This window comes from Companilactobacillus baiquanensis, from assembly GCF_003946605.1.
GTDB lineage: Bacteria > Bacillota > Bacilli > Lactobacillales > Lactobacillaceae > Companilactobacillus > Companilactobacillus baiquanensis.
In genome coordinates this window covers 330,864-347,664 of sequence record NZ_RHOQ01000001.1, presented here as the reverse complement: position 1 = coordinate 347,664, position 16,801 = coordinate 330,864, and the positions used below count along the sequence as shown (strand labels likewise).

At 33.5% G+C, this 16,801-nt stretch carries 15 protein-coding genes, 1 other RNA gene and 1 pseudogene; 5 read left to right on the top strand and 12 right to left on the bottom strand.

Annotated elements, in window-relative coordinates; all coding sequences use genetic code 11:
- Positions 1-70: 70 nt before the first annotated feature.
- The 4 genes from EKM77_RS01735 to EKM77_RS01720 are packed head-to-tail and all read right to left on the bottom strand — an operon-like array spanning position 71 to position 3,491.
- Positions 71-973, bottom strand: coding sequence for an RluA family pseudouridine synthase (locus EKM77_RS01735; RefSeq protein WP_125592704.1), 903 nt, complete (start codon positions 971-973; stop codon positions 71-73).
- Positions 963-1,427 carry a signal peptidase II gene (gene lspA / locus EKM77_RS01730; RefSeq protein ID WP_125592022.1) on the bottom strand — a complete coding sequence of 155 codons (465 nt, stop codon included), beginning with the start codon at positions 1,425-1,427 and terminating at the stop codon, positions 963-965. The genes EKM77_RS01735 and lspA overlap by 11 nt, the downstream gene beginning before the upstream one ends.
- Complete coding sequence (locus EKM77_RS01725; RefSeq protein WP_125592020.1) at positions 1,427-3,109, bottom strand: formate--tetrahydrofolate ligase; 1,683 nt, start codon at positions 3,107-3,109, stop codon at positions 1,427-1,429. Before EKM77_RS01725 ends, lspA begins: the two co-directional genes overlap by 1 nt.
- Positions 3,093-3,491, bottom strand: coding sequence for an EbsA family protein (locus tag EKM77_RS01720; RefSeq protein ID WP_225425166.1), 399 nt, complete (start codon positions 3,489-3,491; stop codon positions 3,093-3,095). Before EKM77_RS01720 ends, EKM77_RS01725 begins: the two co-directional genes overlap by 17 nt.
- Before the next feature lie 27 nt (positions 3,492-3,518).
- On the opposite strand from EKM77_RS01720, the gene EKM77_RS01715 reads away from it, so the two are divergent.
- The 3 genes from EKM77_RS01715 (at position 3,519) to EKM77_RS01705 (ending at position 6,088) form a co-directional block, all read left to right on the top strand.
- A complete protein-coding gene (locus EKM77_RS01715; protein WP_125592016.1) occupies positions 3,519-3,908 on the top strand; it encodes a reverse transcriptase-like protein in 390 nt (129 codons plus the stop codon).
- A gap of 83 nt (positions 3,909-3,991) precedes the next feature.
- Positions 3,992-5,005: a lipoate--protein ligase gene (locus tag EKM77_RS01710; RefSeq protein ID WP_125592014.1), complete on the top strand. Its 1,014-nt coding sequence runs from the start codon at positions 3,992-3,994 to the stop codon at positions 5,003-5,005.
- Between the two features lie 138 nt (positions 5,006-5,143).
- On the top strand, positions 5,144-6,088 hold the full coding sequence (locus tag EKM77_RS01705; protein WP_125592012.1) for a magnesium transporter CorA family protein: 945 nt from the start codon (positions 5,144-5,146) through the stop codon (positions 6,086-6,088).
- On the opposite strand, the gene EKM77_RS01700 is transcribed toward EKM77_RS01705, so the two are convergent.
- The 4 genes and pseudogenes from EKM77_RS01700 to EKM77_RS01685 all read right to left on the bottom strand — a co-directional run bounded on the left by EKM77_RS01700 (position 6,085) and on the right by EKM77_RS01685 (position 8,961).
- Positions 6,085-7,203, bottom strand: coding sequence for a THUMP domain-containing class I SAM-dependent RNA methyltransferase (locus tag EKM77_RS01700; protein ID WP_125592010.1), 1,119 nt, complete (start codon positions 7,201-7,203; stop codon positions 6,085-6,087). The genes EKM77_RS01705 and EKM77_RS01700 overlap by 4 nt on opposite strands.
- 71 nt (positions 7,204-7,274) lie before the next feature.
- Positions 7,275-7,632: RNase P RNA component class B (gene rnpB, locus EKM77_RS01695), an RNA gene on the bottom strand.
- A gap of 305 nt (positions 7,633-7,937) precedes the next feature.
- A pseudogene (gene gpsB / locus EKM77_RS11210) lies at positions 7,938-8,237 on the bottom strand (cell division regulator GpsB); the annotation flags it as partial.
- Between the two features lie 172 nt (positions 8,238-8,409).
- Positions 8,410-8,961, bottom strand: a complete 552-nt coding sequence (locus EKM77_RS01685) for an SLOG family protein (RefSeq protein WP_125592008.1) — start codon at positions 8,959-8,961, stop codon at positions 8,410-8,412.
- Positions 8,962-9,027: 66 nt separating this feature from the next.
- Here EKM77_RS01685 and recU point away from each other — a divergent pair, with 66 nt between their 5' ends.
- Together recU and EKM77_RS01675 are read left to right on the top strand one after the other, a co-directional pair.
- The gene (recU, locus tag EKM77_RS01680) at positions 9,028-9,648 is read left to right on the top strand and encodes a Holliday junction resolvase RecU (RefSeq protein WP_125592702.1); all 621 of its coding nucleotides are present in this window, start codon (positions 9,028-9,030) and stop codon (positions 9,646-9,648) included.
- Complete coding sequence (locus tag EKM77_RS01675) at positions 9,648-12,083, top strand: transglycosylase domain-containing protein (RefSeq protein WP_125592006.1); 2,436 nt, start codon at positions 9,648-9,650, stop codon at positions 12,081-12,083. Before recU ends, EKM77_RS01675 begins: the two co-directional genes overlap by 1 nt.
- Before the next feature lie 36 nt (positions 12,084-12,119).
- Here the strand turns inward: EKM77_RS01675 and EKM77_RS01670 are convergent, their stop codons facing one another.
- From EKM77_RS01670 to EKM77_RS01655, 4 genes are all read right to left on the bottom strand, one after another.
- A complete protein-coding gene (locus EKM77_RS01670; protein ID WP_125592004.1) occupies positions 12,120-12,776 on the bottom strand; it encodes an endonuclease III domain-containing protein in 657 nt (218 codons plus the stop codon).
- Positions 12,776-13,399, bottom strand: coding sequence for a DnaD domain protein (locus EKM77_RS01665; protein ID WP_125592002.1), 624 nt, complete (start codon positions 13,397-13,399; stop codon positions 12,776-12,778). Before EKM77_RS01665 ends, EKM77_RS01670 begins: the two co-directional genes overlap by 1 nt.
- Before the next feature lie 63 nt (positions 13,400-13,462).
- Positions 13,463-13,942 carry a cell wall elongation regulator TseB-like domain-containing protein gene (locus tag EKM77_RS01660; RefSeq protein WP_125592000.1) on the bottom strand — a complete coding sequence of 160 codons (480 nt, stop codon included), beginning with the start codon at positions 13,940-13,942 and terminating at the stop codon, positions 13,463-13,465.
- 47 nt (positions 13,943-13,989) lie between these two features.
- Positions 13,990-16,794 carry a helicase C-terminal domain-containing protein gene (locus EKM77_RS01655; RefSeq protein WP_125591998.1) on the bottom strand — a complete coding sequence of 935 codons (2,805 nt, stop codon included), beginning with the start codon at positions 16,792-16,794 and terminating at the stop codon, positions 13,990-13,992.
- Between the last annotated feature and the right edge of the window lie 7 nt (positions 16,795-16,801).

The following is a 16,801-nucleotide window of genomic DNA, read 5'->3' as shown; positions in this document are numbered from 1 at the left end:
TTTTGTGAGCGATCTTTATAATTTTTCTCACATAACCTTATTTTCAGATTATAGCACTGAGTTACGCCTGTCAACTGCGCAATTTATTCAAAGTTTCTTGAAAAATTCTTGGTGGTTCAACTGAAAATTCTAGCCATTTATGAGTTCTTGGATGTTCAAATCCTAATGTTTGCGCATGTAGAAATTGTCCATGCCCCTGTAAAGTGTTTTTAGGTCCATAAAGCGGATCTCCGGCAACTGGATGACCGATATATTTCATATGAACTCTTATTTGATGAGTTCGGCCGGTTTCCAATTTGAGTTTTAGCAATGAATATCCATCAAATTGTTCTAAAACAGTAAAATGAGTTACTGCAGATCGACCATCATCGATGACTGCTTGTTTTTTACGATCTTTTTTCGAGCGTCCGATCGGAGCATTGATTTTCCCATTGGTTTCTTTGAAGTTACCATGAACAATTGCTAAATATTCTCTTAAATTAGTTTTATCTTTTAACTGCTTCATTAAAGACTGTTTTGCCAAGTCATCTTTAGCAACCATCAATAATCCTGAAGTATCTTTATCGATTCTATGGACTATCCCGGGTCGCAAAATATCATTATCGTTGATTTTACTATGATATAAAATTGCGTTTACCAATGTATGATCCGGATGTCCCGCTGCTGGATGAACGACCATTCCTTGTGGTTTGTTAACTACTAAAACATCATCGTCTTCATAAATAACATCTAAAGGAATATCTTGAGGAATTGCCTCAATGGGTTTTTCGTCGGGAATAGTAATATCGACTACATCACCCTTAGTTAATTTAGAACCTGTTTTTTCGGCAACGTTATTATTTATTAAAATGTTACCGTCTTTAATATATCTTTGAATTTGTGATCTTGTTTGATCTTCTAAATTTTCACTGACAAAATTGTCAAGACGTGCCTTTTTAGCTTCATCAAAGATTAATTGTAATTTAGTGCTTATATTGATCACCTGCTGACGTAAAAATTAATGAAATTATTATTAAAATAACTCCAATGGTTATGTAAGTATCCGCTAAGTTGAAGATTGGGAAATTAATAAAATCAAAACTAAACATATCAATAACATAATGTTGAGTAAAGCGATCGATAGCATTACCGATTGTACCAGCCAACAGAAAAATCAATGAGAATCGATATGTATAGTTGATCTTAGGAGCTTTGATAAATAGATAAATCAAAACTACAACAGCAATAATTGTCACAATATAGAAGAATATCATTTTTCCTTCCAACATGCTCCAGGCTGCACCTGTATTCGTTATATGTGTTAATGAAAGAATACCAGGGATCACTTCTTGAAAATGTAATGTAGCAATATTATTAACTACATAAAGTTTAAGAGTTTGATCTCCTACAACTAGTAAAATTAAAACAATAGCATAAATTGCCGGCATTAGAATAATCCACTAATTGTTCCATCGTTATCAATATTCATATTCATAGCAGCAGGTTTCTTTGGTAGACCTGGCATTGTCAAAATATTTCCGGTAAGAACTACGATAAAGCCTGCACCTAACTTTGGAACAATCTCCTTTACATGTAGAGTAAAATCTCTTGGACTTCCCAATAATTTTGGATCGTCACTAAGTGAGTATTGTGTCTTCGCAATACAAATGGGCATTTCGTCCCAAACGTTATTTTTTAGTACTTTTAGTTGATTTTCAGCTTTCTTACTGTATTCAACATTATTGGCTCCATAAATTTCAGAAGCAATCGTAGCAATTTTTTCGACTGTAGGTTGTGCATCATCATATAATCTGGTGTAGTTGGCATCTTTGTCAGTTGCACGTATCACCATACGAGCCAATTCTTTACCGCCTTTGCTACCTTTATGATGAATATCAGCGACTGCGACATCAACACCAAGACCTTCACAAAGAGTTCTTAGTAATTTAATCTCATTATCAGTATCGGTTTCAAATTTATTGATAGCAACAACAACAGGAATATGGTAATAACGCATATTTTGAACATGTCGTTTTAGATTCTTAAATCCGACTGTTAAAGCATTTAGATCTTCTTCTTTTAATTCATCTAATTTTTGCTTACCATTATATTTAAGTGCTCTAACTGTTGCTACAATAACAATGGCATCAGGTGTATGACCTAATTTTGGAGTTACGATATCAAGAAACTTCTCTCCACCAAGGTCGGCACCAAATCCAGCTTCTGTAACTGCATAATCACCAAGCTTCATTGCCAATTTAGTTGCTAAAATACTATTGCAACCATGGGCAATATTGGCGAATGGTCCACCATGGACAATAGCCGGAGTGTTTTCTAGTGTTTGTACCAAATTAGGTTTTAGAGCGTCTTTTAATAGAACAGTTATAGCTCCTTCAACACCTAAATCACGGACAAATACTGGCTTTTTATCGTAAGTATAGGCAATCAAAATTTTGGAAATACGTTCTTTTAAATCGTCTAGATCTTGAGATAAACAAAGAATTGCCATTAACTCACTAGCAACAGTGATCTCAAAATGTTCTTCACGTGGTATAGAACTTGTAGGTCCGCCAATACCTATCACAGCATTTCTTAAAGAACGATCATTTATATCTAAAACTCGTTTCCAGATAATTCTTCTAGGATCTATATTTAGTTGATTACCTTGATGTAAATGATTATCGATCAATGCAGCCAAAGTATTAGTTGCACTAGTTAAAGCATGCATATCACCTGTAAAATGCAGGTTGATATCTTCCATAGGTACTACTTGAGCATAACCGCCACCAGTAGCACCACCTTTCATACCCATAACGGGTCCTAGCGATGGTTCTCTTAAGGCTAAGACTGTTTTTTCACCAACAGATTGCATAGAATCAGCTAATCCGATGGCAACAGTCGATTTGCCCTCTCCTGCTGGAGTAGGATTAATGGAAGTAACTAAAATAAGCTTTCCATTATCTTGTTTCATGGCTTTTCTAATTCCACTATTTGAAATCTTAGCTTTAAAATGACCGTATGGTTCAATATCCTCTGTATCGAGTCCTAATAGGCCCGAAATTTCTTCAATATTTTTCATATTATCGTGCTCGTTTATTTGAGCAATTTCAATATCACTTGGAAATGACATTTATCCCACCCGCTTCTCTCTTAATTGACAATAAAACCTTTTTTGTTGAAATAACTTTTATTGGGAAGTAATTGTGGTTTTCAAAATTTATCATAATGAATCGTTCATTAAGAAAGTTTAAACTGACATCTTTACGATCGAAAATTCTTGCCCTGTAGTAGTTGGGTTCTTTGACAATAATTTGATCCTTAGATACTTTGATCCAAGAGTTAGATATCACATAAAAAACATAAACGATCCCGACAAACCAAATAATGAAAGGTACAACACTTAATGCAAATATTTCTAATTGCATAATTATCCCAAAAAAGATAATACTTAATGCTAAAGACCAAATAATAATACCCCATGATCCCGTGGGTTGAACGTAATACTTCTTCATAATCTCTCCTGAAAGGCTTTTGATAATATGATTAGATTGTACACCGACGCTGGTTTAAATACTAATTTAAATATTGCTGCCATTGCTTATGTAATAAGAGAAAATGACAAGACAACAACCTTTGTTGAACAGACACCAGCTACTGATAATCACTATCTAGAATTTTTAGCTTTAAATAAAGCTCTTAAAAAAATTATTGAAATGAATTTATCCGACATCTTATTTATTCATTCGGATAGTAAAATTTTAACTGATAGTATCACAAAAAGATATTCTAAACATTACCAAGAAATTTTAGATTTAATACTCGAGCAACTAGAATATTTTCCGAGTTATTTTGTTAAACATATTGCCGACAAAGATAATAAATTTGCTCATACCTTGGTTCATCAAGAATTGCTTAAACTAAGACATTAATAACAATTGTTTTCATTATATAATTCCTAAATTATATGGTATGATAAAAACGTTTTCAATAATTAGCCGAGGGGGCACTTTGTATGTACTATGTTGTAATGAAAGATCGCGATATTCGTGATAACTTAGCAACTGAACAATATTTGATGAACAATGTTGAATTTAACGAACCACTCGTTATGTTTTACATTGAAGGACCATGTATCATTGTTGGTAGAAACCAAAATACCATGGAAGAAATCAACACTGATTACATTAAGGATCATAATATTACGGTTACTCGCCGTCTATCTGGTGGTGGTGCTGTATACCAAGACCTTGGAAACCTTTGCTTTAGCTTTATGGTAGATTCAGATGATAGTAACTTTGGTGATTTCAAATCATTTACACAACCAATCATTGATGCTTTACATCAAATGGGTGCAACAACTGCTGAAGTTTCTGGTAGAAACGACTTACTAGTTGATGGTAAGAAATTCTCAGGAAATGCAATGTATTCAAGAAATGGTAAGACATTCTCACACGGAACATTATCTCTTGATGTTGATTTGGATGTTTTGACCGATGCTTTACATGTTCAAAAAGATAAGATTGCTTCTAAGGGTATTAAATCAATTAGAAGTCGTGTAACTAATCTTCGTCCATATTTAGCAAAAGAATATCAAAACTTGAGCACTGAAGAATTCAGAGACAGATTATTGTTGGAATTATTCCATGCTAAGAATCTTGAAGATATCAAAGCTCACGAATATGTAATAACACCAGACGACCAAAAAGAGATCGACAAGCTAAAAGAAAAATACTACTACAATTGGGATTGGGTTTACGGTAAATCCCCAGCCTTCACATCAAAGAAGAGAAAACACTTTGATATGGGTACAGTTGATATTCGTTACAATGTTTCTGATGGTAAGATTTCTGATGTTCAAATTTACGGTGACTATTTCGGTATGAAAGATGTTACAGATTTGAAGAAAGAACTTTTGAATACTAAATTTGACCGTGATGATATTTTAGCAATTTTAGATAAATTCAATTTGGATGATTACTTTAAGGGTATAGCTAAAGACGATTTAGTAACCTTATTCACTCCATAAAAAGATAATATATATTAAATTCCCGTATTCATTATTTGGATATGGGAATTTTTGTGTCCATATGAAAATAATTACTCATTATGATGCTTCAGTCAGATAACATTTATGCTATGATTATTTTCGATAAGGAGTCAAATTATGATCACTCAAGAAAAATTAAATAATGATATTAGTCTAATTGATGTTCATTCTGTAAAGGATCTAAATGATGAAGATCGATCTAACTTAATCGAAAACTACCAAATTACTAATGAAATTCTCGACTATGCCGATGATACTAATGAGCGTGCTAGGCTTGAATATGACGAACCTAACAATGTGTTTCTAATTGTTTACAATGCTCAAAATGAACAAAATAACCTCGATGAAGCATCTGAGATCACACTACCCATTTCTTTTGCAGTTAAGGGTAATAATATCTTTTTATTTACCAATAACCAGACTCATTACGTAAAGGACTATATTATAAAAGCCGATAAGAATTTAAACAATTCGTCCGATGATCGTATTTGGTCCTTGATATTTAACGTCTTTGATCAAATGTCTAACGACTATAATGATAAAATAAATGAAATAAATCATGATCGTAATCGAATTCAAGAACATATCAAGCGCAAACGTTCCAGTAACGCACAAATCTTTGAATTATCGAATCTACAAGATCTGATAACATATATTAGTACATCTATTAATGGTAACTTTAATGTAGTTAAACAGATGGAAATAATTTCTAACGGTAAAATTCATGATATTAGTCTAACTAAGGACTCTCACGAACATTTGCACGATTCAATTATTGAAATTGAACAAATTAGAGAACAAGCCAGTTTAACTGCAGATATTATCGATCGAGTTGCTAATACGTACAATAATATTTTAAATAACCAAACAAATACGACCATGAAAATACTGACAATATATACTATTGTCTTAAGTATTCCCACGATCGTATCAGGATTTTATGGAATGAATATGCCCTTACCCGTTTCTGATAAGAAATGGTCTTGGGTTTTTTCAATAATTTTAACGATTTTTATGATTGGATTGATCCTTTGGGATCTTAATCGACGAGATCACTCTTAGTGACGTCTAGTTGTCCAATATTGATAATAATCAGTTCTAATAGAACCATTATATAATTTACGTTTTTTAGTAGCCTTTTGTCCGTAGTATTTTTCAAATTCCAAGTCACTAGTTAAAATATATTTACTCCAAGTGGGGATAGTCGCAAAGACTGTTCCCATTTCTTTATATAACTCTCTAACTTTGGAAATTTCACTCATACGTTGACCATAAGGAGGATTGGCGATTACTACACCATCATCTCCTTCAATTTTTAAATCTTTTAAGGCAATTTGCTTAAATTCAATATCATGTAAAACACCTGCATCATGTGCATTAAGTTTTGCTATATCAATCATAGAACCATCAATATCACTAGCAAAAATGTTCAATTCAGGATTCGTTTCGCCTGCTTTAGCTGCTTCTTTGAGATTTGCTAGAAGTTTAGGATCAAACCAGTCAAAATCCTCAAATAAGAAGTGTCTCTGGATACCAGGAGCTATGTTTTTTGCTAAACGTGCAGCTTCGATCGCAATCGTACCTGATCCAGTCGTTGGGTCAACAAAAGGCATATTAGGATGCCATACCGTCAATAAGATCATTGCAGCGGCAAAGTTTTCTTTTAATGGTGCAGCACCGTGTTCTTGTCTGTATCCACGTTTATAAAGTGAAGCACCAGTAGTATCCAATGTTACTTCAACTTCATCTTTATGGATCCTAGTTTCAATTTGAAAAGTTGCCCCAGTTTCTGGTAATCTTCCACGTCTCATATAAATATCAGCCATCTTATTTACGATGGCTTTTTTTGTGATCGCCTGAATATCACGTTCTGAATGAAGAGCTGATTTGACGGTTCTTGCTTTAATTGGAAAGGCAGCATTCAACGGCAACCAGTTATCCCAATCAATGGCATAAACCTTTTCAAACAATTCATCAAAAGTAGTAGCTTTAAAAGTATCGATGAGAATTTTGATACGATCAGCACTTCTTAGCCACAAATTGGCTTTGGCAATATCCTCTTGTTCACCTTCAAAATAAACTTTGCCATTTTCAGTTTGTGTTTTATAGCCAAGATCTTGAAGTTCTCTTGCTGTAATAGATTCAAAACCACTAGACATGGTTGCAATTAATTTCATGTTATTCCTCTTAAATTTTATTTTTTATACAAAAAAAGGACGAACAAAGTCGTCCTCTGCCTTGGGCAAATTTCTATAAGCCACGTTCTGTTCATGTACCGACTAGGCGATCCGATACAGTTAGTAATCATCTATCTACAATCAAGCCTTCACAGTAGATTCATTTCTCGTTATGAAGCGCCCCTACCAAAGTTTGGGTTGCCCGCTCGTGGGGTTTACCTCGTTCCACTGCTGAGATTTCTCTCAACACTACGTCTCTGTGGCACTTTCAAACTAATAACACATAGTTAAAAACCTTAGTGCTTTCGTTGCCGTTACCAAAAAGGTACCTTGGCTTATTGGGCCAAGCACGAACACTACCAGCATCTCAGCCCGTGCGGGCGTGGACTTTCCTCAGCTTAGATAACTAAGCCGCGATTACTCAAAATTTACCAATGGAACTATTATAACTAAAATTGATTATAATTTCCACCATTATTCATATTTTTATTAAAGCCATTCATATCTTGATTAGGATTTGGACGGTTTGCTTGAAAATGGTCTGGTGCATTATTAAATCCATTTTGATTGTTCATATTGTTTTGACCATTCATTGGACCTTGATTCATATTATTATTCATAGGATTAGAGTTTATTTTGTTGTGACCATTCTCTAAATTATCATGATTCATATTATTAGGTACAACAGCCGAAGCAAATTGCTTTATGCCATTATTTTCTTCTTCAGGCACACCGTTAGAAAAATCATGACCGAAAACTCGTCTTTCAAGATTTGATACTCTTCTCAAGATGTCATAATTTGTTGATGGTTTTTCAGCTTTAGCAGTAGCTTTTTGTCTAGCTTGTTGCATAGCGGGATTTATATTGTTTTTCAATCCTGCTCTTGGTTGTTGTTTATTGCCACCAGGACCCATTTGTTGTTTTAGTTCATCGTTTTCTTCACTTAGACGTCCAAGTTCATTAGAGAATGTTTCGTAGTCTTTGATGATACCATCTAAAAATTGGTCAACTTCAACGGGATCATAGCCACGCATTTTATTTTTAAATTCTTTTTGCAAAATATCATTTGGTTGATAATTTAAAACAAACTTACTACCGTCGTCGCCCTCAGGAGATTGATTTTGTTGATTATAACCATTCATCTGATTCATATTGTTCATTAAAAACACCCCATTGCATTATTTTAATAGCAAAAAATAAATTAAACTAATTGTCATACATAATATTAGCAAAGTCCTGCATAGTATCAAAGTCTACAAGCTCTAATTGGTAATCTTTTCCACGATCCACATAGTTTTTCATTGCCTCATAATCATATTGAGGTTTGCCACCACTCTCTGGATCGTAAAAAATAATTGAGCCATCACTATGATTTAACATAAACTCCTGCCATACCTTTAGTTGTTTACCTGAATGATACCGCATATTTGTTAATTTATTGACATAGTCAGCATTTCTTAAAAAAATATTTAGTAATCGCTTGTTATTGTCGTTCCATTTATCCCCAAACTCTGCAAATGGTAACATAACAGCATGTTTTATATTATAACCTTTATTCTTTAATGAGGTCACCGCTTTGCCAATTATCTGCTCAGTTCCCAATTGAGCACCCGTCAAGATCCATTCAGTGCCGTCTTCTGCATAATTAATTAAACGTTCTTCAAAAAATTTTTGTATCACTTCAGCTTTTGGATCATCTTCTTTAAACATACCTATTTCATAGGAACGATAGCCAGTGATCCATAAATTTTTAAGCATTAAGCGTCCCTCCAGTAATTAATATTTTCATTGCCATGGTATAATTCACAGATGGGAGTTGATATTTTGAACCTAAACTATCCAGATGGCAGAAAATTCAATCAGCCATCAAATAAACCAGCACTATCCTCTACAAAAAAGAAAATCCTTTTTGGTGATAGAGGGATGACTCTTGAAGAAGAGATCAACGAAAGCAACAAGTATTATCGTAGCCATGACATTGCGGTTATCTATAAAAAGCCTACACCTATTCAAATAGTAAAAGTAGATTATCCCAAAAGAAGTCGTGCCGTTATTAAGGAAGCGTATTTTCGTCAAGCTTCTACTACTGATTATAACGGAATTTACAATGGATACTATGTTGATTTTGAAGCTAAGGAGACGAAACATAAAAATACTTTTCCCTTAAAGAACTTTCATCAGCATCAAATAGATCATTTAAAAGCCTGTCAAAAACAAGGCGGTGTCTGCTTTGTAATCATAAAATATGTTTTATTGAAAAGATATTTTATCATGCCTGCCCAAAATCTGATAACATATTGGGATAATCAAAATCAAGATGGAGCAAAGTCAATTCAGTTTAAACAGATTGTTGACTGTTCTATCGAAATTAATTCGTCGTATAACCCTACCCTACCTTATATAGAGGCTGTACAACAATTAATTGATAATGAGAAGGAGAAATAATGAGTAATACACCTAAGGATAGAAGAAATCCTAAAACTCCTTCAACCTTTCGAAATTTAATGAAATGGCTTGGAGTTATATTAGGGATACTGATTGGTATATTTTTAGTTATATTTATCTATTTTGCATTACGTGCCCCTACTGTTAGTCAAGAAAACTTGCAAAGTGGTGGCTCCTCTACTATTGTCGATGCCACCGGCAAAACGATTGCTTCTCTTGGAGATAACAAAAGAAATTACGTAACGATCGATAAAGTTCCACAACAAATGCAAGATGCTGTGGTCTCAATTGAAGATAAAAATTTTTATAATGAACCTTTAGGAATTGACCCTGTTCGTATTGTTAAATCAGCGTACACAAATATAACCAGAGGGACATTACAAGGTGGTAGTACCTTGACGCAGCAATTAATTAAATTGACGGTCTTCTCTACTGACACTAAAGATCAAACTTTCAAACGTAAGATGCAAGAAGCATGGTTAGCAATGAAAGTTAGTCAAAAGTTTTCTAAGCAACAAATCCTAGAGTTTTACATAAATAAAGTTTATTTGAATAATGGTATCTACGGTGCCGAAACTGGTGCCAAATATTATTATGGTACAACTCTAAAACATTTAAGCTTAGCTCAAATGGCAATGATCGCTGGTTTGCCAAATGCACCAAGCAGTTATGATCCATATACCCACCCAGAAGCTGCTAAAGAACGTCGTGATACTGTTATTTCAGCTATGTATAATAATAATAAAATCACCAAATCCGAAGCAACTGAGGCAATAAATACACCAATTACCGATGGATTGAAACCATATAAGAAAGTCTCAAACAGCAGTAATACACGTCGAACTATTGCCGATCCTTATATTAAGGAAGCTATTACTGAAGTTAAGAAAAAGGGCTTTGATCCTTATCGAGATAATTTGAAGATTACAGTTAACATGGATTATGATGCCCAAAAGAAGCTTTATAATATCGTTAACTCTTCAAATTATGTGCAATTCCAAGATTCCAAAATGCAGGTTGGTGCATCTATTGTAGATCCTAATAACGGAAAAGTTATTGCGATGATCGGTGGAAGAAATCTTGAAAATATTCAATTTGGATTGAATCGTGCCGTTCAAACAACACGTAGTAATGGATCAACCATGAAACCTATTCTTGATTATGGTCCAGCAATTGAATATCTTAATTGGTCAACTTATCATCAATTGGAAGATACTGAATACACATATCCTGGGACTGATATTGTTTTAAAAGATTGGGATGAGCAATATGAAGGCCAAATGAGTTTACGTAAAGCATTAGTAAACTCTAGAAACGTCCCTGCTATAAGAACACTTTCAGCAGTCGGCTTTTCTAAAGCCAAGAAATTTGCTTCTGGTTTAGGTATTAAGATAACCTCTGATCAAGGTTTATCTGCAGGTATTGGTAGTGATGTATCTAGTTTACAAAACGCCGCCGCATACGCTTCATTTGCTAATGGAGGAAAATACTATAAACCTACCTATGTATCTAAAATTGAAACAGCAGACGGAATAACTCATTCATACCATTCTGAAGGTAAGCGAGTTATGAAAGATTCTACTGCTTATATGATCACAGATGTTTTAAAAGGTGTACCTAAGACTTATGCTACATATGCTAATATATCCGGACTGCATCAAGCTGGTAAAACCGGTACTACTAATTATGGCGATAGTGCCATTGCAAGTAATTCTGCACTTAGTGGTAAAGCTAAGGATGCTTGGTATGCTGGATATACCAAAAATTATGCTATGAGTATATGGACTGGATACGACTCCCCTAATTCTGAAGGTATAACAGAATCTTATCAAAACGTCGCCGGAAAGATTTATAAGGCTGAAATGTCTTATCTGAAGTCTAAAAAGACTAATTCCGACTGGAAAAAGCCAAGTAGTGTAGTATCACTGAGAATTAGAGACAGTGGCTCAACTACTCCAGTGGTCGCATCACCTAGCTCTTCAAGTTATACCAAAGAACTATTTGTTAAAGGACATGCCCCTAATAATCCATATAAGGGTGAAAGCTACTCGTCTTCATCAAATAGTACATCTGAATCTAGTGACAATGATGTAACTACTAATCGAAGATCAACTGATAATGAAGAGTCAGATTCTAATACTTCAACTAATAGTACCGAAAATGGTAATACAGAAACTGGAGATGGAACTACAAACTCTGAAAATAATTCCAATTCAAATACTGGAACTACAGGTAATAATAATACTGGTAATACCGGAAATACTGGTAACACCGGAAATAACAGTGGTACTAACACTGGCAATACTGGTGGAAATGGTGGTACTGGAACTGATACTGGTAATACCGGAAATACTGGCAACACTGGCGGTAATAGTTCTACTCAAGGTGGATCATCAAATTCTTCCACACAAGGTAGTTCCACTACTTCTAATTAAATAAAAAGGATCCTCACCTTAAGGTGAAGATCTTTTTTATTTGCCCTCTAATAAATAGTTTTGTTCATTTAAACGATCACATTCTTTTATCAACGGATTAGTCTCTTGTTCTGGAGCTAATTTCATAGAATACTTACGGCCATATTCGATCATTGTATGATGTGCCCGGTGTAATTCTTCTGGTTTTAATACGCTAACAATTTTTTTCTCAACTTGTATAGGAGTAGATTTCTGATCAACGAAATGCATTCTTTTAGAAATGGCCGAAACATGTGTATCAACAGCAAATGTTGGTTGATCAAAAACATCACTTAACACAACATTTGCTGTCTTACGCCCTGCTCCTGGCAAAGACATGATTCCAGATCTTGTTGTAGGGACAACATCATTTAATTCTTTATGAACGATTCCAGCTGTTTTGATGATGTTTTTAGCTTTATTATGAAATAGTCCTACGCTTTTAATAATGTTCTCTACGTCTTCTAAATTGGCACTCATTAAATCCTTAGGTTCAGGGTATTTTGCAAATAAAACTGGTGTCACTTTATTAACTGATACATCGGTCGCTTGAGCACTCAAAATAACTGATATTAAATATTGAAATGGTGTCCTTGAATCTAAAGATGGACCGACAGGACCCATTTCTTTTTCCATTTCCTTAATAGCCCATACTATTTGGTCGTCTTTTAACATTAATATCCCAACCTCTTTCGTCTATCTTGTAATTGTTCGGCAGTTTTTATATTGCCCTTTTCCCAGCTAATTAAAATTCTATCCATATATTTTAATGAATAAGCTTGATTTAAAACGGCTTCTTTTAAAGCCAAATCAATTAATTCGATACTATAATGATCTCCATCTATCCATTGATGGACTTGCTCTTGTTCAATAGGAGAAATGGGACGTCCAAATTCAACTTCAATTTTTTTAAATAATTCTTCAGTATCAGTCATTAATTTCTTTTGTTTCTGACTTTGATTTTCTTGCTGCAATAGATTATTTAATCTCTGATAAATAGGAGTTAAAGAGTAAATATCACGTTGCTGATGATTTTCAATTACCGTTTTGAGTTCAATAATTCCCAATTTGATCAGTCCTTGAATAATTGTATAAATACTAGCTTCATCCATTCCAGTATCATTAGAGATGTTTTTGGCCATTGGAAATTGAACACCCTTTTGAGCATACATTGATAAAACTAAATAAATGACTAAATCTTTTTCAGTCATACCTAGTTTACTGTAATTTTTTAAAATTAAATTATTTAAATTGGTTGATCCGCCATTAATAATTTGCTGTAAAAAATCTTCATTCATATTTTCGTTCCCTTCAAAAGATGACAAAAAAGGAGAATGAGAAAAATCCCCTCCTCCTTTTTGTTAAATATTATTTATAATTTGTACACTCTTACCAGTTCTGAAATCTACTAAGTTATAACCGATAGTGCCCTTTTTATTTTTAAAGGCTATCTCCCAGGTAGGCTTATCCTTATAAATTCCTAGATTAATATGTAATACCTTTTTGGGATCATATCTATCGACTACCCCTTGGACAATTTCTTTACGAACGGGTGCATTATTTTTATTAATAATTTCGGTTTTACCACTTTTTGCATTAATTATAATATAACGGTATTTTTGCTTACTAGTTAAACCACCGACAGAATAATATTGCTTGTCTCTAGTATAATTGCCAAAATAATCAGGTTCTACTATTTCAGCTTTTTGCTCTGCAATTTTATTAGCTTGTGATTTCGCACTAGAATAAGGTGCAAATGAGATATTTATATAAGTAAGTACCGATACTATCGCTAACACAACAAGCGATATACCTAATAAGATTTTTGTGCCTCTAGTCATAATTCTTCCTTTACTTAGTCAACAAAAATAGTATAGCAATTTTTTGTCTAATTCAAAAACTCATTTATATCTTTTTTAATTAAATCCATACTTTCATTGACGACTGGAAGACCCTTTGGCAATGAATCTAGGATCTCTTTGCCGTAATTCTTAGTTAAAATACGATTATCTAATAATAAGATTACACCTTTATCTTCCGGACTACGAACTAATCTACCAAGACCTTGTCGAAGTTGTAGTATTGCTTTTGGTAGTGTATCTACTTTGAAGACATCTAGTTTTTGCTCATGTAAAATATCTTGTCTAATTTTAACATCCGGCTGTTCAGGTGATTCAAAAGGAATTCTAGTCACGATCAGTATTTCCAAAGATTTATTTGGAAAGTCGACACCTTCCCAAAATGAATTGGCACCCAATAAAACAGAACGCTGACCTATGGCAAAACGTTTCTTGATCTTTTCGTTTGAACCACTAACACCTTGTGCCAATATCTCCCATTTTTCTTTGATGGTAGTTGACATCAGTCGATCGTAAACATGACTTAATGTATTCAATGAATTGAAAAGAATCATCGTTTGATGATCCATATCACTCAATATCTCAACAATATAGTGAGTTACCATATCATAATACTCGTCACTGTTTAAAGATTGAATATCATTTATCTGATCCGGCAAATAGATCTTACTATTTTTGGACATGTTGTTTGTATCAGGCAAAATAATCATTTGATTGATCTGATTTTGACTAAGTTGCAAATTCATAATAAAATACGAAAAATCTTTTTGAACTGTAATAGCAGCTCCTACAGCAAAAATCTGACTAAACCGATCATTAGTTGCCTCAACTTGAGCTTGAATGTCAAATTGACGCCAACTCAACTTAAGACTATTAGGTTCATAGTAATCGCGCATTTCAATTTGCACGCCAAATTCATCACTTGGAACTTGTAGTGATTGCAAAAGTTTGTCAAGATTTCCTAATTCACCATGTAATTTACTGTTTTCAATAATTAAATTGGAGATTATTTTAGAAAGTTCGATCGAAATAAAATTCTTTTGAAAATTATATTGATCAAATAAAGTATCGATTCGATTAACTACTAAAGTTAGTTCGACAATTAAATCAGAAATCAGCTCAATTAATTCTAGATTATCTTGTCCAAATTTTTGTTCGCTGTCAATTATCGAAACAAATTGTTCTCTATCTTTAAAACTGACTTCATTTTTAACGTAATTGTCAAAAATATTATATTCGATCCTTTGCATTAATTCGTCGATAACTTGAAAATGTGCTTCCATATCTTGCAAGTCCTGATAATTCCATAATTGAGTTGTGACTTCAGTAAATGCATATCTCAAGGTAACTCTATTTTGATAAAGAATATCACTGATTTTTCTAACATATTCATTTAATCTTAAAAAGTCTATCGTTGGCGAAGCAACATTTCTTAGACTATCAGCTAAATGATTTGCTTCATCAACAACCAAATAAGAATTTTCACCCCAAATGGGACTATCAATATTTCTGGAAAGATATGATTGATTAGTTACAAGTATCAACGACTCTTGATAACGATTTTGCTGATAGAGCCAGAAATCATCATCACTGAACAAAGTCTTAGTTTTTAAAGCTCCACGATGTCTGATGATCGTAAACAATGGACTGTTGTAATTTGTTAAATGAAGTTCGCTTAAATCACCGGTTGTCGTCATCGTTAACCAGACGATTATTTTCATTTTTAAAATAGCTGTATGACTATGTAGCTTGTAATTGTCGATCGATTCGAAAAAACGATCCAAATCAATGAAATTATAACTACTTTTTACGATTTCAGCATGATGATTATTGCCAGTAACTTGATTTAACAAAGGAATAGCCTGGTCTGCAATTTGTTGCTGTAAAACTTTTGTTGTCGTAGCAATAACTAACTTTTGTTTACCATTTATTAAATATGACAAAGGTAGTAGATAACCTAGTGTTTTACCAGCCCCTGTTGGAGCTTCGATCAAATTCCATTTTTTTTGCTTGTTTCGATGCTGACTAGTTTGATAAATATTATCCATCAATTGCGATTGATTTTTGCGGTATTCCAAAATTCCTTCTAAAAGTTCTTTCTTCTTCTTTTTAGAATCAGGATACTTGCGGCCACCATCTAATTTTTCCGTTATATGAAAATCTTTCTTGCGTAAAACTAGACCATTTTTCTCATATAAGTAATCTGGCAGAATATTATTTTTGTTTTTAACTTTTTCTAAGACATTTTTAAAAACCAAATTAGTTTCTCGTAAGGTCGACTTACCTAATTTAGTAAGTAATTCCAAAGTTGGCAAAGGCAGCTGCTGAAGGCGCTTATTAATTATTAAGAATAATTTAGCTGTCACCAAAGCATCACTATCAGCTCGATGCGGATTATCGTGTTCGATACTTAAGTAGTGCGTCAGATCCTGCAATTTATAACTACTGATAGTTGGAAATAATATTTGTGATAACTCAACGGTATCAATTGCTTTTACATTAAGCTCGTTCATTCCAATACGTTTTAATTCTCGATTGAGAAAAGTTAAATCAAAATTCACATTATGTGCAATAAATACTCGATTCTTTAATATTTTAAAAATATCAGGTGCAACATCTTCAAAAATTGGTGAATCGGCGACATCTTTATCGCTCAATTTAGTCAAGGCAGTAATTCTGCCAGGTATAGGAACTTGAGGATTAATTTTTTGATTGTAGACCTTAGTTATTTTTCCGTCTTCAATAACGGCACAACCAAATTGAATAATACGCCCGTTGTCATGCCAATTAGCATTTGTTGTTTCTAAGTCAACAACAGCGTAGGAATTTTTCAAATTAATT

Coding starts and splice junctions, on each gene's coding strand:
- lspA (WP_125592022.1), bottom strand. CDS start 1,427: ATGCCGGCAATTTATGCTATTGTTTTAATTTTACTAGTTGTAGGAGAT.
- EKM77_RS01725 (WP_125592020.1), bottom strand. CDS start 3,109: ATGTCATTTCCAAGTGATATTGAAATTGCTCAAATAAACGAGCACGAT.
- EKM77_RS01720 (WP_225425166.1), bottom strand. CDS start 3,491: ATGAAGAAGTATTACGTTCAACCCACGGGATCATGGGGTATTATTATT.
- EKM77_RS01715 (WP_125592016.1), top strand. CDS start 3,519: ATGATTAGATTGTACACCGACGCTGGTTTAAATACTAATTTAAATATT.
- EKM77_RS01710 (WP_125592014.1), top strand. CDS start 3,992: ATGTACTATGTTGTAATGAAAGATCGCGATATTCGTGATAACTTAGCA.
- EKM77_RS01705 (WP_125592012.1), top strand. CDS start 5,144: ATGATCACTCAAGAAAAATTAAATAATGATATTAGTCTAATTGATGTT.
- EKM77_RS01700 (WP_125592010.1), bottom strand. CDS start 7,203: ATGAAATTAATTGCAACCATGTCTAGTGGTTTTGAATCTATTACAGCA.
- EKM77_RS01685 (WP_125592008.1), bottom strand. CDS start 8,961: ATGCTTAAAAATTTATGGATCACTGGCTATCGTTCCTATGAAATAGGT.
- EKM77_RS01675 (WP_125592006.1), top strand. CDS start 9,648: ATGAGTAATACACCTAAGGATAGAAGAAATCCTAAAACTCCTTCAACC.
- EKM77_RS01670 (WP_125592004.1), bottom strand. CDS start 12,776: ATGTTAAAAGACGACCAAATAGTATGGGCTATTAAGGAAATGGAAAAA.
- EKM77_RS01665 (WP_125592002.1), bottom strand. CDS start 13,399: ATGAATGAAGATTTTTTACAGCAAATTATTAATGGCGGATCAACCAAT.
- EKM77_RS01660 (WP_125592000.1), bottom strand. CDS start 13,942: ATGACTAGAGGCACAAAAATCTTATTAGGTATATCGCTTGTTGTGTTA.